Origin of the sequence: Mesorhizobium sp. M1A.F.Ca.ET.072.01.1.1 (assembly GCF_004023325.1) — a bacterium.
Lineage (GTDB): Bacteria > Pseudomonadota > Alphaproteobacteria > Rhizobiales > Rhizobiaceae > Mesorhizobium.
Map to the genome: position 1 here is coordinate 1 of NZ_RZSF01000053.1, position 22,363 is coordinate 22,363.

Below are 22,363 nucleotides of genomic sequence, written 5' to 3' on the forward strand. Positions count from 1 at the left end.
TTCCCGGGGGGCGGCACCATCAGTTCGTGGTGGCGGTGACCCTCACCGATCTGGTCTTCTGGCTGGTGCTCGGTGCGGCCGTCGGTGTGGTGCGCGGGCGCTTCACCGGTACATCGACCAGCCTGCGCGACAGCTTTGCCTGATCGCGCGGAGGGCCATCTGACCTTCATCTTAGGCGGTGCGCGCTCCGGCAAGAGCGCGCATGCCGAGTGCCTGGTGGCGGCAAGCCCGTCGCCTTGGGCCTATATCGCAACCGCGCAGGCCTATGACGAGGAGATGCACGAGCGCATCGCGCTGCATCGCTCGCGCCGTGGCGAAGGTTGGGTCACCGTCGATGCGCCGCTCGACTTGGTCGGCGCGATCGGGGCTTTGCCCGATCACCAGCCGGTGCTGATCGATTGCCTGACATTGTGGCTGAGCAATCATATGCTGGCGGACCACGATATCGAGGCCGAGTGCCGGCGGCTCACGGATGTGCTTTCGCAGCCGCGCGGACCGTGGTTTGTGGTATCCAACGAAGTCGGGCTCGGCATCGTGCCGGACAATGCGCTGGCGCGCCGGTTCCGCGACGCCGCAGGGCGGCTCAACCAGCAGGTCGCGGCTGTCGCCGACAGCGTGCTGATGATGGTGGCGGGGCTGCCGCTCAAGGTGAAGTGACATGGGCGAGATCAAAGACACGATCATCGACGACAAGGATGCCGAACGCCATCGAGCCAAGATGGCCAAGCGCAAGGCGGTGCAGGATGCCGAGGTGGCCGGTAAGACGATCGAGAAGGGACTGCTGATCGTCAATACGGGGCCGGGCAAGGGCAAGACCACGGCTGCGTTCGGCCTGGCGCTGAGGATGCTTGGCTACGGCAAGCGCGTCGGCGTCGTCCAGTTCATCAAGGGCAAATGGCACACGGGCGAGAAGGATGCCTTCGCCGCTTTCGGCGATCGCGTCGTCTGGCACGCGATGGGCGAGGGCTTCACCTGGGAGACGCAGGACCTGAAGCGCGACATAGCCGCCGCCGAGGCTGCCTGGGCGAGGGCGCTCGAGCTGATTGCCGACGCTTCGATCAGCCTCGTCGTCCTCGACGAGCTCAACATCGCGCTGCGCTACGATTATCTCGAGCTGGAAAGGGTGGTCGCGGCGCTGAAGGCGCGCCGCGAGGGCCTGCATGTCGTCGTCACCGGCCGCAATGCCAAGCCGCTGCTGGTCGAGGCGGCCGATCTCGTCACCGAGATGGGCCTGACCAAGCACCATTTTGCGGCCGGCGTGAAGGCGCAGCAGGGGATTGAATTCTGAGGCGCCTTAGCCGCCGATCAAAATGGTCAGGTAGATCACCGTCGCCGACAGAATCGCGAACAGGCCGATCAGCAGCCCGTCGGCGACACGATAGAGTTCCAGCGCCTGCCTTATGTCGGTGCTTTCGGCCTCGCGCCTGCCGCCTTCGCCCATGAAGGCATCCTCGACGACCTCGCCGCCATAACTGCGCGGTCCGGCCAGGGCGAGCCCCAGCGCGCCGGCCATGGCGGCTTCCGGCCAGCCGGCATTGGGCGAACGGTGCTTCTTCGCGTCACGCCGCATGACCTGCCAGGCGTTGCGGGGGTCGGCGCCCTTGACGATGAAGGCCGCCAGCACAATCAGCAGGCCGGTGAGCCGCGATGCCGGCAGGTTGACCAGGTCGTCGAAGCGAGCGGCCGCCCGGCCGAAGGCCTGGTATTTCGGCGTGCGGTGGCCGATCATCGAATCGGCAGTGTTGGCGGCCTTGTACGCAGCACCCCCGGCCAAACCACCGACACCGGTCCATATGGCGGGCGCGACGATGCCATCGGAGAAATTCTCGGCCAGGCTTTCGATCGCGGCGCGGGCAACGCCCGCCCTGTCGAGCTTGTCCGGATCGCGGCCGACGATGCGCGAAACGGCGATGCGGCCGAGCGTCAGGCCACCGGTCTCCAGCGCGTCGGCGACATCCTCGACATGCTCGGCGAGGCTCTTCTGCGACAGAAGCGAGGAGCTGAGAATGGCCGCGATGACCAGGCCGGACGGAAAGATCAGCCAGAGCAGGACATGCAGCGTCAGGCCGATGGCCGCCGGCACCAGCAGGATGACCAGAAGCGCCTGGACGCCGCGGCGGCGACGCAATTCGTCGGAATCGGTGGCGTGGTTGAGCCTGCGATCGAGAAAGGATATCAGCCTGCCGATCCAGGTTACCGGATGACCGATGGCGTTGAACAGCCAGTCCGGATAGCCAAGGGCACGTTCGATGGCGAGTGACAGGAAAGCGATCAGGATCGACATGAAGCTTCTAAGCGGAGCGGTTGCAGCGGTTGATCACGGCGGCAGCCTTGGCCGGGCAAGCGCTCTCTTTCCTCATGCGCCGCAGCCTTTCCTTGACCTCTCGACAGGTATCAATCCGCACTCCTATCCGCTTTTCGATCTGCCCGCCACCGCCCTGTCACGATTGCCCGAGCCAGGACGACTGCGCGAATTGGCCGAAATTGCGGCCAAGGCGTATGGCGCGCGGTCGGCGGCGCATGTCGTGGCCGCGCCCGGCACGCAGATCCTGTTGCCGCGGGTCGCTTCGCTGGTGAGGCCCGGCAAGGCACTGGTGCTGGGTCCAACTTATGCCGAGCATGCCAGGGTGGCCGCGATTGCAGGCCATGCGGTTGTGGAGGTGGGCGACTTCGACGCCTTGGCGGACGCTGACCTTGCGGTGCTGGTCAACCCGAACAATCCGGATGGGCGAGTGATCGAAAGGCACCGCCTGGTCGGCCTTGCTGCGCGGCTTCGCGCGAAGGGCGGCCTGCTGGTGGTCGACGAAGCCTTCATGGATGTCGGCCCGATTGAACACAGCCTGGCCGGCGATGTGGGCGAAGGCGGCATCGTAGTGCTGCGCTCCTTCGGCAAATTCTTCGGCCTTGCCGGCGTCAGGCTTGGTTTCGCGCTGGCCGACCAACTGACCGCCGAGCGGCTGGAGGCGCAGCTTGGACCATGGGCTGTCGCCGGTCCTGCACTTGAATACGGAATCCGCGCATTGGCGGACGCCGAGTGGCAGGATGACATGCGACAGAGCCTGGCAGCCGATGCCAAGCGCCTCGACGCGCTGCTCAGCCGATTCGGTATCGCGGTCGCCGGCGGCACCAGTTTGTTCCGCTATTTGTCTTTCTCTGATGCTGCCTCCCTGTTCTCCGCTCTTGGCGAACGCGGTATCCTGGTCCGTCATTTTGCCGATCGACCGCAGGTCTTGCGCGTCGGTCTGCCCGGCAGCGAAGAGGAGTGGCAGCGGCTGGAGAGCGCGCTTGCAGCATGGGCCTCGCGGCGCGACGATGCGCCGAAGGAGTGCTGACGATGATCCATGTCTGTTCGCTGTCGAAGGTGGAGGAGACCGTTGCGAGAACCGGCGCGGAGCGCTTGCTGTCGCTGCTCGCTGACGGTACCGAGATGGTCCGTCCGGCCTCGATACTGGCCGAAAACCATCTGCATCTCGTCATGCACGACATCGTCGCCGCGCAGGAAGGCATGACCATGCCGGGCGAGGAGCATGTGCGCGCGCTGCTCGACTTCGCCTATCGCTGGGACAGGGCCAAACCGATGGTCGTGCACTGCTATGCCGGTATCAGCCGCTCGACGGCATCGGCCTATATTATCGCGGCGGCACTGGCGCCCAAACGCGACGAGGCGGAGCTGGCGAAGACGCTGCGCTTTCTCTCGCCGTCAGCGACGCCCAATCCAAGGCTGATTGCCGTTGCGGATATGTTGCTTGGGCGAGAAGGCCGGATGATCGCGGCGGTCGAAGCAATCGGGCGCGGTGCAGATGCCTTTGAAGGGATTCCGTTCGAACTCATCATTAGAGATTGAGCTCGCACTGTTCCGCTACGCCAGCCAGTCGGCAAGCCTCGCCTTACGCACATCCCTGGCCAGGCTGATGAAGCCATCGGCCTGATGCTCGGCGGTGAGCCGGCCTTTTTCGGCGGTGGCGATGCTGGCGTCGCCGACCACGCCGTTCGGATTGAGGTCGCTGGCGATCCAGGCGAAGGCGTGCGTTCCGGTGTGCCGCAGCAGGGCGAATTCCTTTTCAGCGCGACCGACATTGGAGACGAAGTTGTCGGCCTTGCCCATATCGACGAGATCTGGCCGGAAATGCAGCATCAGCGAGGTCTCGACATCGCCGCCATGGATGCCGTGACGGTCCTCGAGCTCGGTATACATGCCGGAGGGACGGCCGAAGCGCTGCCAGCTCGTCTTCACCGCCAGCATCTTTGCGCGCACGCGCAATTCGCGCGTGACAATGCCCATGATCTCCTCGTTGCCGCCATGCGAGTTGACGACGATCAACTTTCTGACCCCAGCGCGGGCGACCGAGAGGCCAAGCTCGGTCCAGGCGTCGACCAAGGTGGTGGCCGGCAAGGTAAGCGTTCCCGGCGCATGCAGATGCTCGTTCGACTTGCCCACCGCCTGCACCGGCAGGATGCGGATGTCGAGGTGGTCGGGCAGGCGCGCAATCACCGTCTCCAGCATGCCCATCATGATCGAGGTGTCGGTCGAGACCGGAAGGTGAGGGCCATGCTGCTCGATCGCCGCCACCGGCAGAACGGCAATCGTCGCTTCCGCGTCGATCGAGGCGTATTCGGTCGTCCGATAGTCGCCCCACCACACACGTCTTGTCGTCACTGTCGTCTCCCGATGGTCTGCTGTTCGGCCCGAAGGTCTAAAGCGCCTGGCCATTCCGGGCAACAGCTAGCCTGCTGCCAGAACCTCCACCTCGACCTTGAATTCCGGGCGGGCAAAACCTGAAACGATCATCAGCGTCGAAGCGGGCGCCGGATCGGAAAACAGGCGATTGCGAACGTCCATATAGGCTTGCAGGTGCGCGCGATCGGTGACGAAGGCGTTGATGCGCACGACATCGTTCAGCGTCAGCCCGGCTTCGCTTAATATTGCGGCAATGTTCTTGAAGCAAAGCTCGGTTTGCGCGCCGGCATCCTCCGGGACGGCGTCATCCGGCGCGATGCCCAACTGACCCGAACATAGCACAAGGCGCTTTCCCGCTGGAATTTCAACGCCATGGCTATAACGGGCAAAGGGCGGCTTGATCGACTTGGGGGCGAGATAATTGAGCATGGCATTCTCCTGTCGGCAGGCAGACTAAGGCCGGATTCATGAAAGCTTCAAGATGCGGTGCATGCCGCCGGGCCGATTATGGACAGGCGTCCAAAAAATGGGCACGATGCCATTTGTACAGCATGACCCGTCCGGTCTCGGCAATGACTGCCGCGCAAGCAGGCGGCCCAAGGCGGTGGCATGTGTCTTGCTTCTTGAACCAATGGAGTGGAGCCCAGCGCGCAGCGCGCCGGAGCCAAGAGAGGGTGATGTTTATGTACGGAAAAGAAAAAATCCTGGCGGGTGCGATCGCGCTGCTTGCGGCCAGCACGCTGGGCGCTGCGGCCAACGAGAAGGTCACCTTTGGCACCAACTGGCTGGCCGAGCCGGAACATGGCGGCTACTACCAGGCGATCGCCGACGGCACCTACGCCGCCTGCGGCCTCGACGTCACCATCATGCAGGGCGGCCCGCAGGTCAGCGGCCGGCCGATGCTGCTGGCCGGCAAGATCGATTTCTACATGGGCGGTAACCTGCTCTCGGCTTTCGACGCCGTGCAGCAGGGCATCCCGATGCGCGTCGTCGCCGCCGACTTCCAGAAGGACCCGCAGGTCATCATGTCCCATCCGGGCGAAGGGCTGGACAAGTGGGAGGACCTGAAGAACGCCGACCAGTATATCCTCGGCGACGAGGGCGCGCAGACCTTCTTCCAGTGGATGGTGACCGATCTCGGCTTCGATGCCGCCAAGCGCGTGCCATACACCTTCAATCCGGCGCCCTTCATCGCCAACAAGAAGTCGATCCAGCAGGGCTATGTCACGTCGGAGCCCTTCGCGGTGCAGAAACAGGGCGGCTTCGTGCCGAACCAGTTCCTGCTCGCCGACAATGGCTGGGATACTTATGCTACGACCATTGAGGTGATGCAGGACACCATCGACAAGCGGCCGGAGGTGGTGCAGTGCTTCGTCGATGGCTCGGCCAAGGGCTGGTACAACTACCTCTACGGCGACAACAAGGCCGCCAACGAGATGATCAAGAAGGACAATCCGGACATGACGGATGAGCAGATCGCCTTCTCGATCGAACAGCTGAAGAAGTTCGGCATTGTCGATTCCGGCGATACCGAAAAGCTCGGCATCGGCGGCATGACCGAAGCGCGCATCCAGAGCTTCTACGACAAGATGGTCAAGGCCAAGGTCGCGCAGCCGGGCATCGACATCAAGAAGGCCTATACGCTCGCCTTCATCAACAAGGGGGTCGGGCGGGAGCTGAAGAAGTAAGGCGGCCTGCCTGAGATGATCCAGGAGAAAGTGGCGCAGGCAACGGCATCGGGTGAGAGCCCGATGCTGCTTTCCTTACGCAATGTCGGCAAGGTCTTTTCCAACGGCGTCACGGCGCTGAGCAAGGTCGACCTGGCGATCCGCGAAGGCGATTTCCTCAGCCTGCTCGGGCCCTCGGGCTGCGGCAAGTCCACGGCGCTCAGGTTGATCGCGGGCCTGTCGACGCCGACCTCCGGCCAGTTGGACTGGCGCGGCTCGATCGACCGGTCGAATATCGGCTTCGTCTTCCAGGAACCGACGCTGCTGCCATGGGCCAGCGTCTTCGACAATGTCTGGCTGCCGCTCAGGCTGAAAGGCGTGTCGCGCGCGGAGGCCAAGCCCGCGGTGATGGAAATGCTGTCGCGCGTCCATCTCACCGGTTTCGAGAATGCCGTGCCGCGCGAGCTTTCCGGCGGCATGAAGATGCGTGTCTCGATCGCACGGGCTATGGTGACCAAGCCGCGCATTCTTCTGATGGACGAGCCCTTCGCGGCGCTCGACGAGATTACCCGCTTCAAGCTCAACAACGATCTTCTCGAGCTTTGGCAGGACGAGCGGTTTACCGTCGTCTTCGTCACCCACAGCGTCTTCGAAAGCGTGTTCCTCTCCAGCCGTGTCGTCGTCATGGCGGCACGACCGGGCCGCGTTCACGGCGAGCTTGCAATCGAAGCGCCTTATCCGCGCGACGAGGCATTCCGGACTTCGCCCGACTATGCGGCGCTCTGCCGGCAGGCCTCGGACGTGCTGGTCAATGCCATCAACTCAACCGCCGGACCTCATCATGACGGCCATTGAAGACAATGCCCTGAAGCTCGACCCGGAAGAGGCGCGCCGCGTTCGCCAGGAGCGGTTGGAGCGGATCGGCAAATGGGTGTTGCCTCTGGCGATCATGGTGCTTGCGATCTGGCTTTGGGATCGCATCTGCGTCTGGAACGCGATTCCGCAATACATCCTGCCGCGCCCGGGCGTGGTGCTGCAGACGCTGCATGACGATGCCGGGCTGTTGTTCTCTTCGCTGCTGGTGACGCTCAGGATCACCTTCCTCAGCCTGCTGCTTGCCGTCATCGGCGGCGTCGGGCTGGCGGTGCTGTTCGCTCAGTCGAAATGGGTCGAGATGTCGTTCTTCCCCTTCGCCATCGTGCTGCAGGTGACGCCGATCGTGGCGATCTTCCCGCTGATCAACATCTACATCAACAACCAGACGACCAAGCTCCTGCTCTGCGCCTGGATCGTCGCCTTCTTCCCGATCCTCTCCAACACCACGCTCGGGCTGAACTCGGTCGACCGCAACCTGCGCGATTTGTTCAAGCTCAACGGCGCGACCCGCTGGCAGCAATTGCGCTATCTGCGCCTGCCGGCGGCGATGCCCTATTTCCTCGGTGGGCTGAAGATCGCCGGCGGCCTGTCGCTGATCGGCGCCGTGGTGGCCGAGTTCGTCGCCGGCGCGCAGGGGCAATCGTCCGGGCTTGCCTCGCGCATCATCGAGGCGGGCTACCGGCTCAATGCTCCCAGGCTGTTCGCGGCGCTGATCCTGATCTCGCTCACCGGCATCCTGATCTTCCTGGTGCTGTCGCTGGTGTCGCATCTCATCCTGCGCCGCTGGCACGAGAGCGCGCTGAAGCAGGAGCGCTAGGGTGCCTGAATGTTGATCCCAGCCTCTGGTCGTTACCAACTCGCCAACGTCCGCGTTCATCAATCGCTGACGCCGGGTCTTGCCGCAAGCTTCGATGCCGATGGTTTTGCGCTTGCCGACATTGCCGTCGCCGACGGCAAGATTGCTAGCATCATTGCGCACGGCAAAGCCGAGCCGCCATTCGACGCAATCGACCTTGGCGGCCGCATCGTGCTGCCCTGCTTCGTCGACTGCCATACGCATATCGACAAGGGCCATATCTGGCCGCGCAAGCCAAATCCCGACGGCACATTCATGGGCGCGCTCAACGCAACTGGCGCCGACCGCGCCGCTCGCTGGACCGCGGAGGACGTGGCGAGGCGCATGGATTTCTCGCTGCGCTCAGCTTACGCGCACGGTACCAAGGCCTTGCGCACGCATCTCGACAGCGTGGCGCCGCAGGAGGAAATTTCCTGGCCGGTGTTCGAGACGATGCGGGAAAAATGGCGAGGCCGGATCGAGCTGCAGGCCGCCTGTCTGCTTGGCATCGAAGGCGTGCGCGACAAGGCCTGGTTCGAGCGTCTGGCAAAACGCGTCGCCGCGGCCAAGGGCGTGCTCGGCGTTGTCACTTACATGGTGCCCGACCTCGAGGAACTGCTCGACAAGGTGTTCGCTGAAGCCATCAAGCATGGGCTGGACCTCGATTTCCATGCCGACGAGACCGACGATGTCACGGCGATCTCGCTGAAGAAGATCGCCGAGGCTTCGCTGTGGAACAGTTTTGACGGCAACATCCTGATCGGCCATTGCTGCTCGCTGGCGCGCCAGCCCGACCTCGAAGTTCTCGACACGCTGGACAAGGTGGCGAAGGCCGGACTGGCGGTCGTGTCGCTGCCGATGTGCAACCTCTATCTGCAGGACCGGCGCAACAACTGCACGACGCCCCGCTGGCGCGGCGTGACGCTGCTGCACGAGATGAAGGCACGCGGCATCAAGGTGGCGGTTGCTTCCGACAACACGCGCGACCCGTTCTACGCCTATGGCGACCTCGATATGCTGGAGGTATACCGCATGGCGACACGGATCCTGCACCTCGACCACCCTGTCGGTGACTGGCCGAAAGCGATAGCGGCGACGCCGGCCGAGGTGATGCGGCTGGAAGGTGTCGGCACTCTCGCCGCCGGCGGCAGCGCCGACTTCATCGTCTTCAAGGGACGCAGCTGGACCGAATTGCTGTCGCGGCCCGAATCGGATCGCATCGTGGTGCGCGAGGGCAGGGCGATCGAGCGCCGGCTGCCCGACTATGCTGAACTCGACGAATTGATGGTGTGATGATGGATATCGCAGCGCTGAAGCGCGATCTCGAAGGCCTCAAGATCGACGACCATCCGGCCATCGTCCAGCAGAAGAGCCGCGACTTCTACTGGTACAGCCCCCTCCTCAAACAACAGCTCGACCATGTCACCGGCGACCTGATCGTGACGCCGAAGAACGAGGACGAGGTGATCCGCGTTTTGGCCGCCTGCCACCGGCACGACGTTCCAGTCACACCGCGCGGCAGCGGCACCGGGAATTACGGACAGGCGATGCCGCTGTCGGGCGGCGTGGTGCTCAACCTCGCCGAAATGAATGAAGTGAAGGCGATCGCGCCGGGCCGCGTGGTGACCGGGCCCGGAGCGGTTCTGGCCGACATCGATCGCGCCGCGCGGGCGCATTCCGCGCAGGAACTGCGCATGTCGCCCTCCACCTACAACACTGCCTCCATCGGCGGCTTCGTCGCAGGCGGCTCTGGCGGCGTCGGCTCGATCCGCTGGGGCGGATTGCGCGATCTCGGCAATGTGATCCGGCTGCGGACCGTGACGATGGAGGCGGAGCCGCGCGTCATGGACCTCTCGGGCGAGGACGTGCTCAAGGTGATGCATGCCTATGGCACCAATGGCATCATCACCGAGGTTGAGATGCCGCTGACGGCGTCCTACGATTGGGTCGATGTCATCGTCGGCTTCGACGATTTCATGGGTGCAGCGGGCTTCGGCAACGACCTCGCAGAGCAGGACGGCATATTGGCGAAGCTGATCACGCCGATCGCGGCACCCATTCCTTACGATTATTTCAAGCGACACCAGAAGTTCTTCCGGCGCGAGCAGAGCATCGTGGTGTGCATGATCGCGCCGCACGCGATGGATGGGTTCCTCGCGTTCGTCCGGGCCAGCAAAGGCGAAATCGTCTTCCGGGCCGACCAGGAGACCGACCTCAAGGGATTGCCGCCGGCCTACGAGCTGACCTGGAACCACACGACGCTGCGCGCCATCAGGGTCGATCCGACGATCACCTATCTGCAGGCGCGCTATCCGTCGCCGGACCATCTCGCGCACGTCAAGGCGATGGTCGACCGCTTCGGCGACGAGGTGCCGGCGCATCTCGAATTCATCCGCTTCGACGGCGCGATCGGCGCCGCCGGGCTGCCGCTGGTCCGTTTCACGACGGAAGAACGGCTCGACGAGATCATCCGTATCCACGAGGACAATGGCTGCTGGATCTTCAACCCGCATCGCTACACGCTGGAAGAGGGCGGCATGAAGCAGACCGACGAGGTTCAGCTTGCCTTCAAGCGCGAGACCGACCCGCAAGGGCTGCTCAACCCCGGCAAGATGATTGCCTGGGAAAATCCGGGCTACGACTATCGCTCCGGCAAGCCGTTCCTGTTCAAGGGGCTGCAAAGGGCGAGGTGATCGCGATGAGCGCCCGGCGCTGCACCCTCCTCTGGCCTGTCGCCTTTGGCGACATCTCCCCCACAAGGGAGGAGATGTGGCATGGGACAACAGGGGTTTGTCGAGCTGACCTGCGGCATCCACTCCCGTGAACATCCTCGTGCTCTACGCACATCCGGTGGAGACCAGCTTCAACGCCGGACTGCATCGGACGATCGTCGAGCGGCTCGGCGCGGCGGGCCACACGACCGACGACTGCGACCTCTATGCCGAGGATTTCGATCCGCGGATGACGCGCGCAGAGCGGCTCGGCTACCACGATCAGCGCGGGCCGAACGACGCGGTCGCCGGTTACATTGCAAGGCTTCAGGATGCGGAAGCGTTGGTGCTGTCGTTTCCGGTCTGGAATTACGGCTATCCGGCGATCCTGAAGGGCTTCTTCGACCGCGTCTTCCTGCCCGGCGTATCGTTCAAGCTGGTCGACGGCAAGGTTCGGCCGACGCTGCACAACGTCCGCAAGCTGGCCGCCATCACCACCTACGGCGGCAGTCGTTTTCGCGCCATGCTAATGGGCGATCCGCCGCGCAAAATGGTGAAGCGCACGCTGCGGGCCACCATCAAGCCAGGCGCCCCCGTCTCTTACCTCGCACACTATTCGATGAACCTTTCGACGGATCAGACGCGCAAGGCCTTCATGGCGAAGGTGGCCGCCAGCATGGATCAATTCTGATGCGCGTGCTGGTGGTCTATTGCCATCCGGTGCCGGAGAGCTATTGCGCCGCGATCCGCGACATGGCGATAGAGGTGCTGACGCGACGGGGCTGGGACGTGAGGCTGCTCGATCTCTATGCCGAGAAGTTCAATCCGGTAATGAGCTGCGAAGAGCGGCGCTCCTACAACGAGTGCGCGCCTGAGGATCCGGCGCTCCGGCCGCATTTCGAGCATCTGCAATGGGCCGAGGCGATCCTCTTCATCTACCCCACCTGGTGGTACGGATTGCCGGCGATGCTGAAGGGCTGGTTCGATCGCGTGTGGGCGACCGACATCGCCTTCAAGCTGCCGCGCGGCAAAGGCCGGATCCAATCGCTGATGACCCATGTGACCAAGGTCGGCGTCATCACCACCTGTGGCGCGCCGACCTGGTGGAGCGTCGTTGTCGGCCAGCCCGGCCGCAAGACGATCCTGCGCGGCATGCGCGCGATCTGCGCACCCCGCTGCAAGACATTCTTCCTCGCGCACTACCTGATGGATTCCTCGACGCCGAAGAGCCGGACGGCGTTTCTGGCGAAGGTAAGGGCGAGGCTGGAAAGTTTTTGAGGATAGCTCTCTTCTCTCGTTAAATGAGGAGAAGATGGCGGCAGCAGATGAAGGGGCGGCGTCAACTTACAAAGGTGTGGCGCTGCCCCTCATCCGCCCTTCGGGCCCTTCTCCCCGTTGAACGGGGAGAAGGGAACGCTGCGCTACATCCGCACCCGTTCAGCCTTCGGGTCGTACATCGGCCTCAACGATGCTTCCGCGGCGAAGCGTTCGCCGGCGATCTCGACTTCGTAGGATGAGCCCAGCACATCCGCCTCGCTCTCGCCCTTGCAGGGCACATAGCCGAGCCCGATCGCGCCGCCGAGATGATGGCCGTAATTGCCCGAGGTGATCGGCCCGACGATTTTGCCGTCGCGCAGAATCGCCTCGTTGTGGAATAACAGGGGCTGCGGATCCTTGAGGCGGAACTGCACCAGCCTGCGGCTCAACCCGGCTTCCTTCTTCCTGAGCACCGCGTCACGGCCGATGAAGTCGCTCTTGGCCGTCTTCACCGCAAAGCCAAGGCCTGCCTCCAGCACATGGTCCTCGTCGGTGATGTCGTGGCCGAAGTGGCGGAAGGCCTTTTCGATGCGGCAGGAATCCAGCGTATGCAGGCCGCAGAGCTTCAGCCCGACATCGGCGCCGGCTTCAGTGATCGCCTCGAAGGCATGGGCGGCCTGATCGGTCGAGACATAGAGTTCCCAGCCGAGCTCGCCGACATAGGTAACGCGATGGGCACGGGCCAATCCCATGCCGATCTCGATCTCCTGGAAGGTGCCGAACGGATTGGCCTGGTTGGAAAAATCATTGGGGCTCACCTTCTGGATCAGTTTCCGCGAATCGGGGCCCATCAGGCAGATGACCGCTTCGGCAGCGGTTACATCGGTAATCACGACGAATTCGTCGGCGACGTGCCGCCTCAGCCAGGCGAGGTCACGCTGCAAGGTGGCGCCGGGCACGGCGAGGAAATAGGCCGTCTCCGAGAGCCGCGTCACGGTGAGGTCGCTCTCGATGCCGCCTTTGGCGTTGAGCATCTGCGTGTAGACGATCTTGCCCGGTTCCACGTCCATGTCATTGGCGCAGAGCCGCTGCAGGAACGCATAGGCGTCGCGGCCCTCGACGCGGATCTTGCCGAACGAGGTCATGTCGAACAGGCCGACGCCGTTGCGCACGGCGAGGTGTTCCTCGCGCTGGTTGTCGAACCAGTTCTGCCGCTTCCAGGAATAACGGTATTCGCGCTCCTGTCCTTCGCGGGCAAACCAGTTGGCGCGCTCCCAGCCGGCCACCTCGCCGAAGACGGCGCCGCGCGCCTTCAAGTGCTCATGCAAGGGCGAGCGGCGCACGCCGCGCGATGTCGCCATCTGGCGGTAGGGGAAATGATCGGCGTAGAGCAGGCCGAGCGTTTCGGAGACGCGTTCTTTGAGGTAGCGACGGTTCTTCTGGAAGGGCTGGGCGCGGCGGATGTCGACCTCCCAGAGGTCGAAAGGCGCCTCGCCGTCATTGATCCACTGCGCCAGGGCCATGCCGGCCCCGCCGGAGGAAACAATGCCGATCGAATTGTAGCCGGTCGCCATCCAGTAGCCGGAGAGTTCCGGCGCCTCGCCGAGATAGTAGCGGTCGTCGGGAGTAAAACTCTCGGGGCCGTTGAAGAAGGTGTGGATGCCGGCGGTGCCCAGCATCGGCATACGGTTGACGCCCATTTCGAGGATCGGCTCGAAATGGTCCATGTCCTCGGGCAGCTGGTCGAAGCAGAAATCCTCGCGGATGCCGTCCATGCCCCAGGGTTTCGCCACCGGCTCGAAGGCGCCGAGCATCATCTTGCCAGCGTCCTCCTTGTAGTAGGCGCACTCGTCCGGCACGCGCAGCACCGGCAGGCGGGTGAGGCCGGGGATGGGCTCGGTGACGAGGTAAAAATGCTCGCAGGCGTGCAGCGGGATGGTGACGCCGTTCTGCCGGCCGAACTCGCGCGCCCACATACCGACGCAGTTGACGACGATGTCGGTCTCGATCGTGCCCTGGTCCTCGCCCTGAGCCCAGGAGACACCGGAGACGCGGCCGGTCCTGGTGTGGACCTTGGTGACCTTCACGTTTTCGATAACCGTCGCGCCGCGTTGCCGCGCGCCCTTGGCCAGCGCCATGGCGATGTTGGCCGGGTCGCACTGGCCGTCGAGAGGCAAATGTACCGCGCCGACCACATCGGAGACGTTGAGATGCGGGTACATCTCCTTGACTTCGGTTGGCGAAATCTCGCGCACGTCGACATCGAAGGCGCGGGCGAGCGAGGCCTGCCTATAAATTTCATGCTTGCGTTCCTCGGTCAGCGCCACCGTGATCGAGCCGACCTGGCGCATGCCGGTGCCGACGTCGGTCTCCGCCTCGAGCTTGACGTAGAGGTCGGCCGAGTATTTCGCCAGCCGGGTCATGTTCTGCGAGGCGCGCAACTGGCCGATCAGGCCGGCGGCGTGCCAGGTCGTGCCCGAGGTGAGCTGCTTGCGCTCAAGCAGCACAATGTCGGTCCAGCCGAGCTTGGCCAGATGATAGGCGACCGAGCAGCCGGAGACGCCGCCGCCGATAATGACCGCGCGAGCTTTGGTTGGAATGGTTTTGGTCATGCGGCCTCGCGGCGGTAGTCGGAAGCGAAGCGGCGCACGCGAAGCGCTGCTTCCTGAAGGACAGGTTCAGGCTGGCAGAGGCTGATGCGGATGTGGCCGGCGGCGGCCTCGCCGAAGCTCGAGCCAGGCATGACGCCGATCTTCTCCTTGTCGAGCAGCGCCCAGGCGAATTTCTCGTCGTCGGGCTCGATGGCCGATATGTCGAGCATGACATACATGCCGCCTTCGGAGCCGCGCACGGTGACTTCATTTGCGCCGCGAATGGCGTCGAGGAACACGGCGCGGCGCCCGGCGTAACGCTCGGCTATTTCGTCCACGCCGTAGTGGTTTTCAAGCGCCTCGGCGCAAGCGATCGAGATGAAGGCCGGCAGGCCGTAGGTGGTCACCAGGTTGAGATCGGTCATCAGCGCGATCATCGCCTTCGGGCCGGTGAGCCAGCCCATGCGCCAGCCGGTCATGCCGTGGCTTTTCGACATGGAATTGATGACCAGCGTGCGCTCGGACATGCCGGGCAGCGAGCGCGGCGAGATGTGCTCGCCGCCGCCGAGCGTCCAGTAGACCTCGTCGGATAGCAGCCAGAGATCGTGCTCCTTGCAGATTTCGGCCAATTGCTCGAGCCGTTCGCGCGAATAGACTGCGCCTGTCGGGTTGTTCGGGGTGTTGATCAGGATGGCGCGCGTGTTGGGCCTGAGCGCCGCGCGGATCCTGTCGGCGCGCGGCTGGAAGCCGTCCTCGGCCGGCGTCTCGACCACGGTGAAGCTGGCGCCGGCGGAGCTGAAGGTGTTGGGGTAGGTGGCATAATAAGGCGCGACGACGATCGCGTGATCGCCGGGGTCGAGCACGCCCTGCACGGCGGCGTAGAGCGCGCCCTGACCGCCGGCCGTGGCGATGACCTCGTCGGGCTCCGTCAGGACGCCGGTGCAGGCGGAGGAGGCCGCCGCCATCGCCTTGCGCAGGCGCGGCAGGCCGGGAAGCGGCGTGTAGTGGTGGTTGCTGCCGCGGACGGCGTTGACGCAGGCCTCGATCGTTTGCGACGGCGTGTCGAAATCATGGTCGCCGACCGAGAGCACGATGATGTCCTCGCCGGCTGCCCTGCGGGTCCAGGCGGCGAAATGGACTTCCCAGCCGTCTTTGCCCGATGGCACGATGCCGGTAATGCGCTTTGATGGTTTTGGCATCAGGCTACTCCCGAGATGTGATGGCCGGCCTGGATGAGCCGGTCGCGTAGCGCAGCGATGTGAGCTGGCCCGACTTCACAACAGCCGCCCACAATGCTGGCGCCAGCCTCGACCCAGCCCATCGCCTGGTCGGCATAGGCGTTTGGATCGAGATCATGGCGCGCGTGCAGCACGTCGACCGTGCCGCCGTGCTTGAGCGCCTCGACCGAGGTGAAGCCATTGGCATAGGCGCCAACCGGACCGCCGAGGGTCAGCAGTTCCGGCAATGCGGCGGCAATGGCTTCAGGCCGGCAGCAGTTGAGCAGCCGTGCCGCCACCGGCAGATCGCCGAGGGCGCTAGCCGCGCCGGCAATGCTCTCGCCGCTGCGCAGGCGGGGCGTGCCGTGGTCGGCGATAGTCCAGGATACCCAGACCGGCTTGCCGCTCTCGCATGCCGCGGTGACCGCCGCGCGGGCCTCGTCGGCGGAAGCCATGGTCTCGCACAGGAACAAATCGACGCCTTCTGCCTGTTCGGCGACGATGCGGCGGTAGATGCCGAGCGTCTCCTCGAAGGAGATGGTCAGCGCCGGCGCGTAGCTGCCGAACAGAGGCGAGAGGCAGCCGGCGATGGCGGCCTCACCCGCTTCGTCGCGTGCCTGCCGGGCGAGCTCGATGCCGCGCTTCTGCAGAGGCTTAAACAGCTCTTCCGCGCCCTCGCGCGCCAGGCGCTCGGGCGTGGCCGAATAGGTGTTGATGGTAATGACGCGGGCGCCGGCACGGATGAATTCCGCATGCAGGTCGCGCACCAGTTCCGGTTCGTCGATCAGCACTCTGGCCGACCACAAAGGCGTCGGTTCGGACTGACTGCGACGGACCAGCTCCTGGCCCATGCCGCCATCGGTAAGAATGACGGATGTCATGCTCTCAACCTTTCGTTCTTCGGATCCCACAACGGCTCGTCCTTCTGCACCACCGCCTTGAAACGGTCGCCGAAGATTTCGACCTCGACCGCCGTGCCGGGCTCGGTCAGGTCGGAACGCAGCATGCCGAGCGCGATCGACTTATCGACGCGATGGCCCCAGCCGCCTGACGTCGTCTCGCCGACAATCTTGCCGTCATGCCAGAGCGTCGACATATAGGGCGCGTCGCAATCGCTGGGGCTTTCTACGACCAGCGTGACGAAGCGCTTCTTCACGCCCTGCTGCCTTTCGTTGAGCAGCGCCGCCTTGCCGCGGAAGTCGGGCTTGTCCCATTTGACGAAGCGTTCGAGCCCGCCCTGCAGGATCGAATAGTCGGTCGAGAGGTCGCCTTTCCAGGCGCGGTAGCCTTTTTCCAGCCGAAGCGAATCCAGCGCGTACATGCCGAAGGGCTTTAGGCCATGCCTCTGGCCGGCGGCCCAGACCGCGTCGAAGACGGTAGCCGTGTCCGCGACCTTGGTGTGGATCTCCCAACCAAGCTCGCCGGCGAAGGAGACGCGCACCAGCTTCGCCCAGCGGCCGGCGATGGTCGTCTCCTGATGCGTCAGCCAAGGCAGGGAGAGATCGGCGTCGCAGACGTCAGCAAGAATAGCGCGCGAGTTCGGGCCGGCGAGAATCTGGGTTGAGTATTCCTCCGTGCGATCGGTCAGCCTGAAGGCCGCATCGGCCGGCATGCGCGACTTCAACCATTCGAAGTCGTGCCACTGCGCGACGGCCGCGGTGATTAGCGTCATCTGGTCCTCGCCATGGCGCACGACCGACATTTCGGTAACGATGCGGCCCTTATCGTCCGCGAAATAAACCAGGCCGATGCGGCCGGGCTTCGGCACGAGGCCGGTGACCTGCAGGGCCAGCCATTCGGCGGCGCCCGGACCTTCGAGGTTGAAACGCGAGAAGCCGGGCAGGTCGAGGATGCCGGCTGCGTCGCGCACAGCCAGGCATTCCTCGCGAACGCGCTGCTGCCATGGCCCGTCGCGGCGGAAAGTCAGCGTTGATTCTTCCGAAATGTCGTCGCCCGGTTGCGCGTACCAGGTGACGCGCTCCCAGCCGTTATAAGCGTCGAATTGGCCACCCCGCGCTTTGACGCGCTCATGCAGCGGCGAGTGCTTGCGGTCGCGGCCGGCCGGCCAGGCGTGGCGCGGGAACTGGATGGCGTATTCGTTGCCGTAGATCTCCATGGCCTTGGCAACGCAATAGTCGGGTGCCGAAGCAAAGGCGGTGAAGCGGCGCGGATCGCAGGACCACATGTCCCATTCGGTCTGGCCCTCGGTCACCCATTCGGCCAGCACCTTGCCGGCGCCGCCACCTTGCGCAATGCCGAAGGTGAAGACGCAGGCCTCGAAAGCGTTCGGCACGCCGGGCATCGGACCGATCAGTGGATTGCCGTCCGGCGCATAAGGGATCGGCCCGTTGATCACCTTGGAAAGGCCTGCGGTGCCGAGGATCGGCACACGGGCAACGGCGTCGGCAAGGTAATGCTCGAGACGGTCGAGATCGTCCGGGAAAAGCTGGAAGGAAAAATCCTCCGGCATCGGATCGTTGTGGCCGACCCAATGCGCGCGGCAATTGCGCTCATAGGGACCGAGATTCATGCCGGTCTTTTCCTGGCGCAGGTAGTAGGAGGTGTCGACGTCGCGCAGCAGCGGCAGTTTCTTGCCCTGTTCCTTGGTCCATGCGGCCAGCTCGGGGATTTCCTCGAACAGGATATATTGATGGCTCATCACCATCATCGGCACTTCGCGGCCGAACATTTTTCCAACTTCGGCGGCGCGATAGCCGGCGGCATTGATCACGATCTCGCAGCGGATCTCGCCCTGCGGCGTCGCCACCACCCATTCGCCGTTTTCGCGGCGAACGCCGGTGACCGGGCAGAAGCGGATGATTTTCGCGCCCATGTCGCGCGCACCCTTGGCAAGCGCCTGCGTCAATTGCGCGGGATCGATGTCGCCGTCGCTCGGGTCGTAGAGCGCGCCTTTCAGCTCATGCGTCTCGATGAAGGGGTAACGGCGCTTGATCTCGTCGAGGCCGACGACGTCGATGTCCATGCCTTGATAGCGGCCCATGCCTTTGGCGCGCTGGAACTCCTGCATGCGCTCCTTGGTGTGGGCGAGCCGCAACGAGCCGGTGACATGGTAGTTCATCGGATAGTCGACCGCGTCGGCGAGGCCCCGGTAGAGCTCGGTAGAATAGCGCTGCATGTTCATCAGCGACCAGGACGACGAGAAGGTCGGCACGTTGCCGGCCGCGTGCCAAGTTGAGCCGGAGGTCAGCTCGTTCTTTTCCAAGAGCACGCAGTCGGTCCAGCCCGCCTTGCAAAGGTGGTAAAGTGAGGAGGCGCCAACGACACCGCCTCCGATGATCACCACGCGTGCCGTGGTCGGCAAACCGGCCATGTTCTCCTCCAACGTCCAAAGCGCGTCAGGACGCGCTTTTGATTCTTTGTTTCATGCAGGCCTTGTCCCAAAAACCGCTGCACAGTTTTGGGCGGCATGCATTGGTTCAGTACACCGGTGGCGAAACCACCCAGATGACGACCGCCGGCTCGGCGCCAGGATTGCGCCAGCGGAACGGCTTGCCTTCGAAGCGGAACGAGTCGCCTTCGCTGAGCCGATGCCAGACGCCGCCGATCTCGAGCTCGAAAGTGCCCGACGCGACGTAGCCCGCTTCCTCGGTCGGACGGCGTGCTTCGGTTTTCAGTTCCGCGCCCGGCGCGAAGACCGAGCGCAGCATCTCGAAGCTACCGCCAAGATCGGGCGACAGAAGCTCCTCCACGAGGCCCGATTCGCTTGTGCCAAGCGAGCGGCGGCTGCCGGCGCGCACAACCACGCCGCGCTCCTCTTCGGCAGGCACGTCATGGCTGAAGAACAGGCTGAGCGGCACGCCGAAGAGTTCGGCGAAGGCCCGCAGGTCACCAAGCGAAGGGATCGACAAGCCGCGCTCGACCTGGCTGACCCAGCCTACCGAGCGGTCGAGCTTCAGAGCAATCTCGGCAAGCGTCAACCCGCGGGCCTTGCGCAGCGCACGGATGTCGCCGGCCAGCAGCCGCTCGCCATTGTCCTGCTCCGATCTAATGGCGGTCGAGGTCACCCGCTCCTCGTGAAAAAATCTGCTCAAATTTCATGAGAAAGCAAGTGCATGAAAAAATCAAGTGAATTTTCATGCGACGCAAGATTTGCTTGCGCCATTTTGGCGGTTGATGCAAAGCCTCGCCATCGAATGGCGAGTGGGGCGTCCGGTCGAGGACCAGTTAGTTATTTGTGTCTGCCTATGGTCGTTGCGGGAATCGGGTTGCCGGATCCAGCCATGCGTGAAGGGACGGCCCATGCTGGAGAAGAATAACCGGAGCGCGCTCGACGCAGCGATCGTCGATGAGGCGATCATGTCGCGCCGGTCGGTACGCGCGTTTTTGCCCGACATGGTCGACGACAGCACAATCCGCGCCATCCTGACGGTCGCGGCAAGGGCACCCTCGGGCACCAACATGCAGCCCTGGCGCGTCTATGTGACCAAGGGCGAGGTGAAGCAGCGCATCAGCGACGCCATCCTCAATTCGGGCATCCGCGCCGAAAAGGCCGAATGGGACGAGTACCGTTACTATCCCGACCAGTTCTTCGAGCCCTATCTCAGCCGGCGTCGCGCCAACGGTTTCGGCCTCTACGGCGCGATCGGCATCGGCCGGCGCGAAGTCGACAGGATGCGGGCGCAGCACGACCGCAACTTCGTCTTCTTCGACGCGCCGGTCGGCCTGATCTTCACGGTCGACCGGCGGCTGAACAAGGGCTCGTGGATCGACTACGGCATGTTTCTGCAGAACATCATGGTCGCGGCACGGGGCAGGGGCCTGCATACCTGCCCGCAGGCGGCTTTCGCGCCCTATCACCGGCAGATCCGCCCGGTGCTCGACATTCCCGACGAGGAGATCGTGGTCTGCGGTATGGCGCTTGGTTATGAGGACACGTCCAAGCCCGAGAACGAATTCCGCACCGACCGCGCGCCGCTCGAACACTGGGTGACGTTCGCGAAGTAGCTCCGGCGCGGACAGCAGCCCGATGTGCTAATCCGTGCTGATATGCCCGCCATGGCCGCTGACATGGGCACCGTCCTGCGGGGTGAGCCTGAAATAGGCGAGCAGCGCGCAAAGCGTGATCAAGCCTTCGACAACGAACAGGAGCCGGTAGTCGTTGACGCTCGCCTGGCCGCCGCCGGCGAGCAGCGAGAGCATCGCAGCGGCCAGACCGACGCTGATCGCCACCGCCAGCTGCCAAAGGATGTAGTACAGGGCGCTGAAGCGCGAGAGCTGCTCGGGCGCGATGTCCGAGTAGGCGAGGTTGCCGGTCGAGGCCCACTGCACCGAACGGAAAAGGCCGAAGGCGAAGATGTAGGCAAGCACGATCCAGGTAGGCGTGCTTTCCTGCATCAAGGCAAAACCTGCGACCAGCAGGGCGGCGATCGGCGTGTTGACGATCAGAACCCGCTTGAAGCCGAAGCGGTTCAAGATGCGCGGCATGAAGAAGCGCATAAGCAGCGAGCCGATCGCCGCGACGAAGGTCAGCGATCCGGCCTGCACCGCGCTCATACCGAAGCCGAGCTGGAACATCAGCGGCAGCAGGAAGACAACGGAGCTTAGCCCTATCGTGTCGAGCCCGCCGCCGGTCAGAAAGCTGATGCGGAAGGTGCGGATACGCAGCAGATTGAGGTCGAGCAAAGGGTTTCGGGCCCGCAGACAATAGAAGGCGGCGACGGTGAGGATGGCGATTGCCAGGCCAAGCTCGACGCCGATAATGCTGGCGGCGGCGTCCTTCGCGGCAAGCGAATCCATGCCGAAGACGAGCAGCGCCATGCCGCCGCCGACTAGCAGGAAGCCGGGAAAATCGAAGGGCGTGCGGACCGGCTTGGTGGTCGTGGGGAACAGCGAGGCCGCGAGCAACGCGGCCGTCAGCGCGATCGGTATGTTGATGTAGAAGATCCAGCGCCACGAGACGTAAGTGGTCAGCGCGCCACCGACGAGGGGCCCGACCAGCGGGCCGGACTGGCCGGCGAGCGAAATATACATGTTGATCCTGAGCGTGCGGTCGCGCGGAAAGCTCGACAGGATCACGACCTGCCCGAGGGTGCCCATCAGCGCACCGCCGAAGCCCTGCAGCGCGCGAGAGCCGACCAGCATCCAGATGTTTTCCGACAGGCCGCAGAGGGCCGAGGCGCTGGCGAAGACCAGCAGCGCAAAGCAATAGACGTTGCGCAGGCCGAAGCGGTCGGCCAGCCAGCCGCCGAGCGGCATCGTGACGATGAGGCTCGCGACATAGACGGTGATCAAAAGCCCGAGCTGGCTGGGCGGGCGGCCCAGGCTTTCGCCGATGCCGGGCAGCGCGGTCACAATGACATTCTGGTCGAGGCTGGTCATGAACACGCCGCAGGCGACGGTCGCCGGCAACAGCAGCGACGGGTCACCCGCCGGAGCAAAGCGGGTCGTGGCTGTCGCCGTAGTCTCTGCGGTCATGGAAGGATGTTGTCGAACCGGTTGCCTGGGGGCTTCGAGAGCCGCGTTTCCCTATCTATCGTCTTCGCTGGCCGAAGGCTCAAGCAGCAGTTGTGG

Annotated in this window: 21 protein-coding genes and 1 pseudogene; 13 read left to right on the forward strand and 9 right to left on the reverse strand. The window is 64.1% G+C overall.

Annotation, left to right across the window (positions count from 1 at the left end):
• From EOA32_RS39775 to cobO, 3 genes and pseudogenes are all read left to right on the forward strand, one after another.
• Window positions 1-143, forward strand: a pseudogene (locus tag EOA32_RS39775) (cobalt transporter); the annotation flags it as partial.
• On the forward strand, window positions 136-657 hold the full coding sequence (gene cobU, locus EOA32_RS10590; RefSeq protein WP_128371716.1) for a bifunctional adenosylcobinamide kinase/adenosylcobinamide-phosphate guanylyltransferase: 522 nt from the start codon (window positions 136-138) through the stop codon (window positions 655-657). The pseudogene EOA32_RS39775 and the gene cobU, both read left to right, overlap by 8 nt.
• A 1-nt stretch (window position 658) precedes the next feature.
• Window positions 659-1,288: a cob(I)yrinic acid a,c-diamide adenosyltransferase gene (gene cobO / locus EOA32_RS10595; RefSeq protein ID WP_128371717.1), complete on the forward strand. Its 630-nt coding sequence runs from the start codon at window positions 659-661 to the stop codon at window positions 1,286-1,288.
• 6 nt (window positions 1,289-1,294) lie between these two features.
• Here the strand turns inward: cobO and cbiB are convergent, their stop codons facing one another.
• Window positions 1,295-2,284: an adenosylcobinamide-phosphate synthase CbiB gene (gene cbiB / locus EOA32_RS10600; RefSeq protein WP_095778517.1), complete on the reverse strand. Its 990-nt coding sequence runs from the start codon at window positions 2,282-2,284 to the stop codon at window positions 1,295-1,297.
• Between cbiB and cobD the strand changes: the two genes are divergently transcribed.
• Together cobD and EOA32_RS10610 are read left to right on the forward strand one after the other, a co-directional pair.
• Window positions 2,283-3,332: a threonine-phosphate decarboxylase CobD gene (gene cobD / locus EOA32_RS10605; RefSeq protein WP_095829792.1), complete on the forward strand. Its 1,050-nt coding sequence runs from the start codon at window positions 2,283-2,285 to the stop codon at window positions 3,330-3,332. The two genes, cbiB and cobD, sit on opposite strands and share 2 nt — an antisense overlap.
• A gap of 2 nt (window positions 3,333-3,334) precedes the next feature.
• On the forward strand, window positions 3,335-3,844 hold the full coding sequence (locus EOA32_RS10610) for a tyrosine phosphatase family protein (RefSeq protein ID WP_095829793.1): 510 nt from the start codon (window positions 3,335-3,337) through the stop codon (window positions 3,842-3,844).
• A gap of 15 nt (window positions 3,845-3,859) precedes the next feature.
• Here the strand turns inward: EOA32_RS10610 and EOA32_RS10615 are convergent, their stop codons facing one another.
• On the reverse strand, window positions 3,860-4,657 hold the full coding sequence (locus EOA32_RS10615; RefSeq protein WP_095829794.1) for a creatininase family protein: 798 nt from the start codon (window positions 4,655-4,657) through the stop codon (window positions 3,860-3,862).
• A gap of 66 nt (window positions 4,658-4,723) precedes the next feature.
• Window positions 4,724-5,107, reverse strand: coding sequence for a RidA family protein (locus EOA32_RS10620; protein ID WP_067329236.1), 384 nt, complete (start codon window positions 5,105-5,107; stop codon window positions 4,724-4,726).
• A 254-nt stretch (window positions 5,108-5,361) separates the two neighbouring features.
• Here EOA32_RS10620 and EOA32_RS10625 point away from each other — a divergent pair, with 254 nt between their 5' ends.
• The 7 genes from EOA32_RS10625 (at window position 5,362) to EOA32_RS10655 (ending at window position 12,045) form a co-directional block, all read left to right on the forward strand.
• A complete protein-coding gene (locus tag EOA32_RS10625; RefSeq protein WP_095780826.1) occupies window positions 5,362-6,366 on the forward strand; it encodes an ABC transporter substrate-binding protein in 1,005 nt (334 codons plus the stop codon).
• A gap of 15 nt (window positions 6,367-6,381) precedes the next feature.
• Complete coding sequence (locus EOA32_RS10630; protein ID WP_095801964.1) at window positions 6,382-7,200, forward strand: ABC transporter ATP-binding protein; 819 nt, start codon at window positions 6,382-6,384, stop codon at window positions 7,198-7,200.
• Window positions 7,187-8,038 carry an ABC transporter permease gene (locus EOA32_RS10635; protein ID WP_128371718.1) on the forward strand — a complete coding sequence of 284 codons (852 nt, stop codon included), beginning with the start codon at window positions 7,187-7,189 and terminating at the stop codon, window positions 8,036-8,038. The genes EOA32_RS10630 and EOA32_RS10635 overlap by 14 nt, the downstream gene beginning before the upstream one ends.
• Window positions 8,039-8,050: 12 nt before the next feature.
• Window positions 8,051-9,349 (forward strand): cytosine deaminase, encoded by a 1,299-nt coding sequence (locus EOA32_RS10640; protein WP_128371729.1) that lies wholly within the window; start codon window positions 8,051-8,053, stop codon window positions 9,347-9,349.
• 2 nt (window positions 9,350-9,351) lie between these two features.
• Window positions 9,352-10,749, forward strand: coding sequence for an FAD-binding oxidoreductase (locus EOA32_RS10645; RefSeq protein ID WP_128371730.1), 1,398 nt, complete (start codon window positions 9,352-9,354; stop codon window positions 10,747-10,749).
• Between the two features lie 127 nt (window positions 10,750-10,876).
• Window positions 10,877-11,458 (forward strand): NAD(P)H-dependent oxidoreductase, encoded by a 582-nt coding sequence (locus EOA32_RS10650; RefSeq protein ID WP_128371719.1) that lies wholly within the window; start codon window positions 10,877-10,879, stop codon window positions 11,456-11,458.
• Window positions 11,458-12,045 (forward strand): NAD(P)H-dependent oxidoreductase, encoded by a 588-nt coding sequence (locus tag EOA32_RS10655; protein WP_128371720.1) that lies wholly within the window; start codon window positions 11,458-11,460, stop codon window positions 12,043-12,045. The genes EOA32_RS10650 and EOA32_RS10655 overlap by 1 nt, the downstream gene beginning before the upstream one ends.
• A gap of 143 nt (window positions 12,046-12,188) precedes the next feature.
• Here the strand turns inward: EOA32_RS10655 and EOA32_RS10660 are convergent, their stop codons facing one another.
• The 5 genes from EOA32_RS10660 to EOA32_RS10680 form a co-directional block, all read right to left on the reverse strand.
• Window positions 12,189-14,636, reverse strand: coding sequence for an FAD-dependent oxidoreductase (locus EOA32_RS10660; RefSeq protein WP_128371721.1), 2,448 nt, complete (start codon window positions 14,634-14,636; stop codon window positions 12,189-12,191).
• Complete coding sequence (locus EOA32_RS10665) at window positions 14,633-15,814, reverse strand: pyridoxal phosphate-dependent aminotransferase (protein WP_128371722.1); 1,182 nt, start codon at window positions 15,812-15,814, stop codon at window positions 14,633-14,635. The genes EOA32_RS10660 and EOA32_RS10665 overlap by 4 nt, the downstream gene beginning before the upstream one ends.
• A complete protein-coding gene (locus EOA32_RS10670; RefSeq protein WP_128371723.1) occupies window positions 15,814-16,713 on the reverse strand; it encodes a homocysteine S-methyltransferase family protein in 900 nt (299 codons plus the stop codon). Before EOA32_RS10670 ends, EOA32_RS10665 begins: the two co-directional genes overlap by 1 nt.
• Window positions 16,710-19,163: an FAD-dependent oxidoreductase gene (locus tag EOA32_RS10675; protein WP_128371724.1), complete on the reverse strand. Its 2,454-nt coding sequence runs from the start codon at window positions 19,161-19,163 to the stop codon at window positions 16,710-16,712. The genes EOA32_RS10670 and EOA32_RS10675 overlap by 4 nt, the downstream gene beginning before the upstream one ends.
• A gap of 106 nt (window positions 19,164-19,269) precedes the next feature.
• On the reverse strand, window positions 19,270-19,857 hold the full coding sequence (locus EOA32_RS10680) for an XRE family transcriptional regulator (RefSeq protein ID WP_170950187.1): 588 nt from the start codon (window positions 19,855-19,857) through the stop codon (window positions 19,270-19,272).
• Between the two features lie 235 nt (window positions 19,858-20,092).
• Between EOA32_RS10680 and EOA32_RS10685 the strand changes: the two genes are divergently transcribed.
• Window positions 20,093-20,797: a nitroreductase gene (locus EOA32_RS10685; RefSeq protein WP_128371725.1), complete on the forward strand. Its 705-nt coding sequence runs from the start codon at window positions 20,093-20,095 to the stop codon at window positions 20,795-20,797.
• Between the two features lie 27 nt (window positions 20,798-20,824).
• Here EOA32_RS10685 and EOA32_RS10690 read toward each other — a convergent pair whose 3' ends face one another.
• A complete protein-coding gene (locus tag EOA32_RS10690) occupies window positions 20,825-22,267 on the reverse strand; it encodes an MFS transporter (RefSeq protein ID WP_128371726.1) in 1,443 nt (480 codons plus the stop codon).
• Window positions 22,268-22,363 lie beyond the last annotated feature (96 nt).

Coding starts and splice junctions, on each gene's coding strand:
- cobO (WP_128371717.1), top strand. CDS start 659: ATGGGCGAGATCAAAGACACGATCATCGACGACAAGGATGCCGAACGC.
- cobD (WP_095829792.1), top strand. CDS start 2,283: ATGAAGCTTCTAAGCGGAGCGGTTGCAGCGGTTGATCACGGCGGCAGC.
- cbiB (WP_095778517.1), bottom strand. CDS start 2,284: ATGTCGATCCTGATCGCTTTCCTGTCACTCGCCATCGAACGTGCCCTT.
- EOA32_RS10610 (WP_095829793.1), top strand. CDS start 3,335: ATGATCCATGTCTGTTCGCTGTCGAAGGTGGAGGAGACCGTTGCGAGA.
- EOA32_RS10620 (WP_067329236.1), bottom strand. CDS start 5,107: ATGCTCAATTATCTCGCCCCCAAGTCGATCAAGCCGCCCTTTGCCCGT.
- EOA32_RS10625 (WP_095780826.1), top strand. CDS start 5,362: ATGTACGGAAAAGAAAAAATCCTGGCGGGTGCGATCGCGCTGCTTGCG.
- EOA32_RS10630 (WP_095801964.1), top strand. CDS start 6,382: ATGATCCAGGAGAAAGTGGCGCAGGCAACGGCATCGGGTGAGAGCCCG.
- EOA32_RS10635 (WP_128371718.1), top strand. CDS start 7,187: ATGACGGCCATTGAAGACAATGCCCTGAAGCTCGACCCGGAAGAGGCG.
- EOA32_RS10645 (WP_128371730.1), top strand. CDS start 9,352: ATGGATATCGCAGCGCTGAAGCGCGATCTCGAAGGCCTCAAGATCGAC.
- EOA32_RS10655 (WP_128371720.1), top strand. CDS start 11,458: ATGCGCGTGCTGGTGGTCTATTGCCATCCGGTGCCGGAGAGCTATTGC.
- EOA32_RS10660 (WP_128371721.1), bottom strand. CDS start 14,636: ATGACCAAAACCATTCCAACCAAAGCTCGCGCGGTCATTATCGGCGGC.
- EOA32_RS10665 (WP_128371722.1), bottom strand. CDS start 15,814: ATGCCAAAACCATCAAAGCGCATTACCGGCATCGTGCCATCGGGCAAA.
- EOA32_RS10670 (WP_128371723.1), bottom strand. CDS start 16,713: ATGACATCCGTCATTCTTACCGATGGCGGCATGGGCCAGGAGCTGGTC.
- EOA32_RS10675 (WP_128371724.1), bottom strand. CDS start 19,163: ATGGCCGGTTTGCCGACCACGGCACGCGTGGTGATCATCGGAGGCGGT.
- EOA32_RS10685 (WP_128371725.1), top strand. CDS start 20,093: ATGCTGGAGAAGAATAACCGGAGCGCGCTCGACGCAGCGATCGTCGAT.
- EOA32_RS10690 (WP_128371726.1), bottom strand. CDS start 22,267: ATGACCGCAGAGACTACGGCGACAGCCACGACCCGCTTTGCTCCGGCG.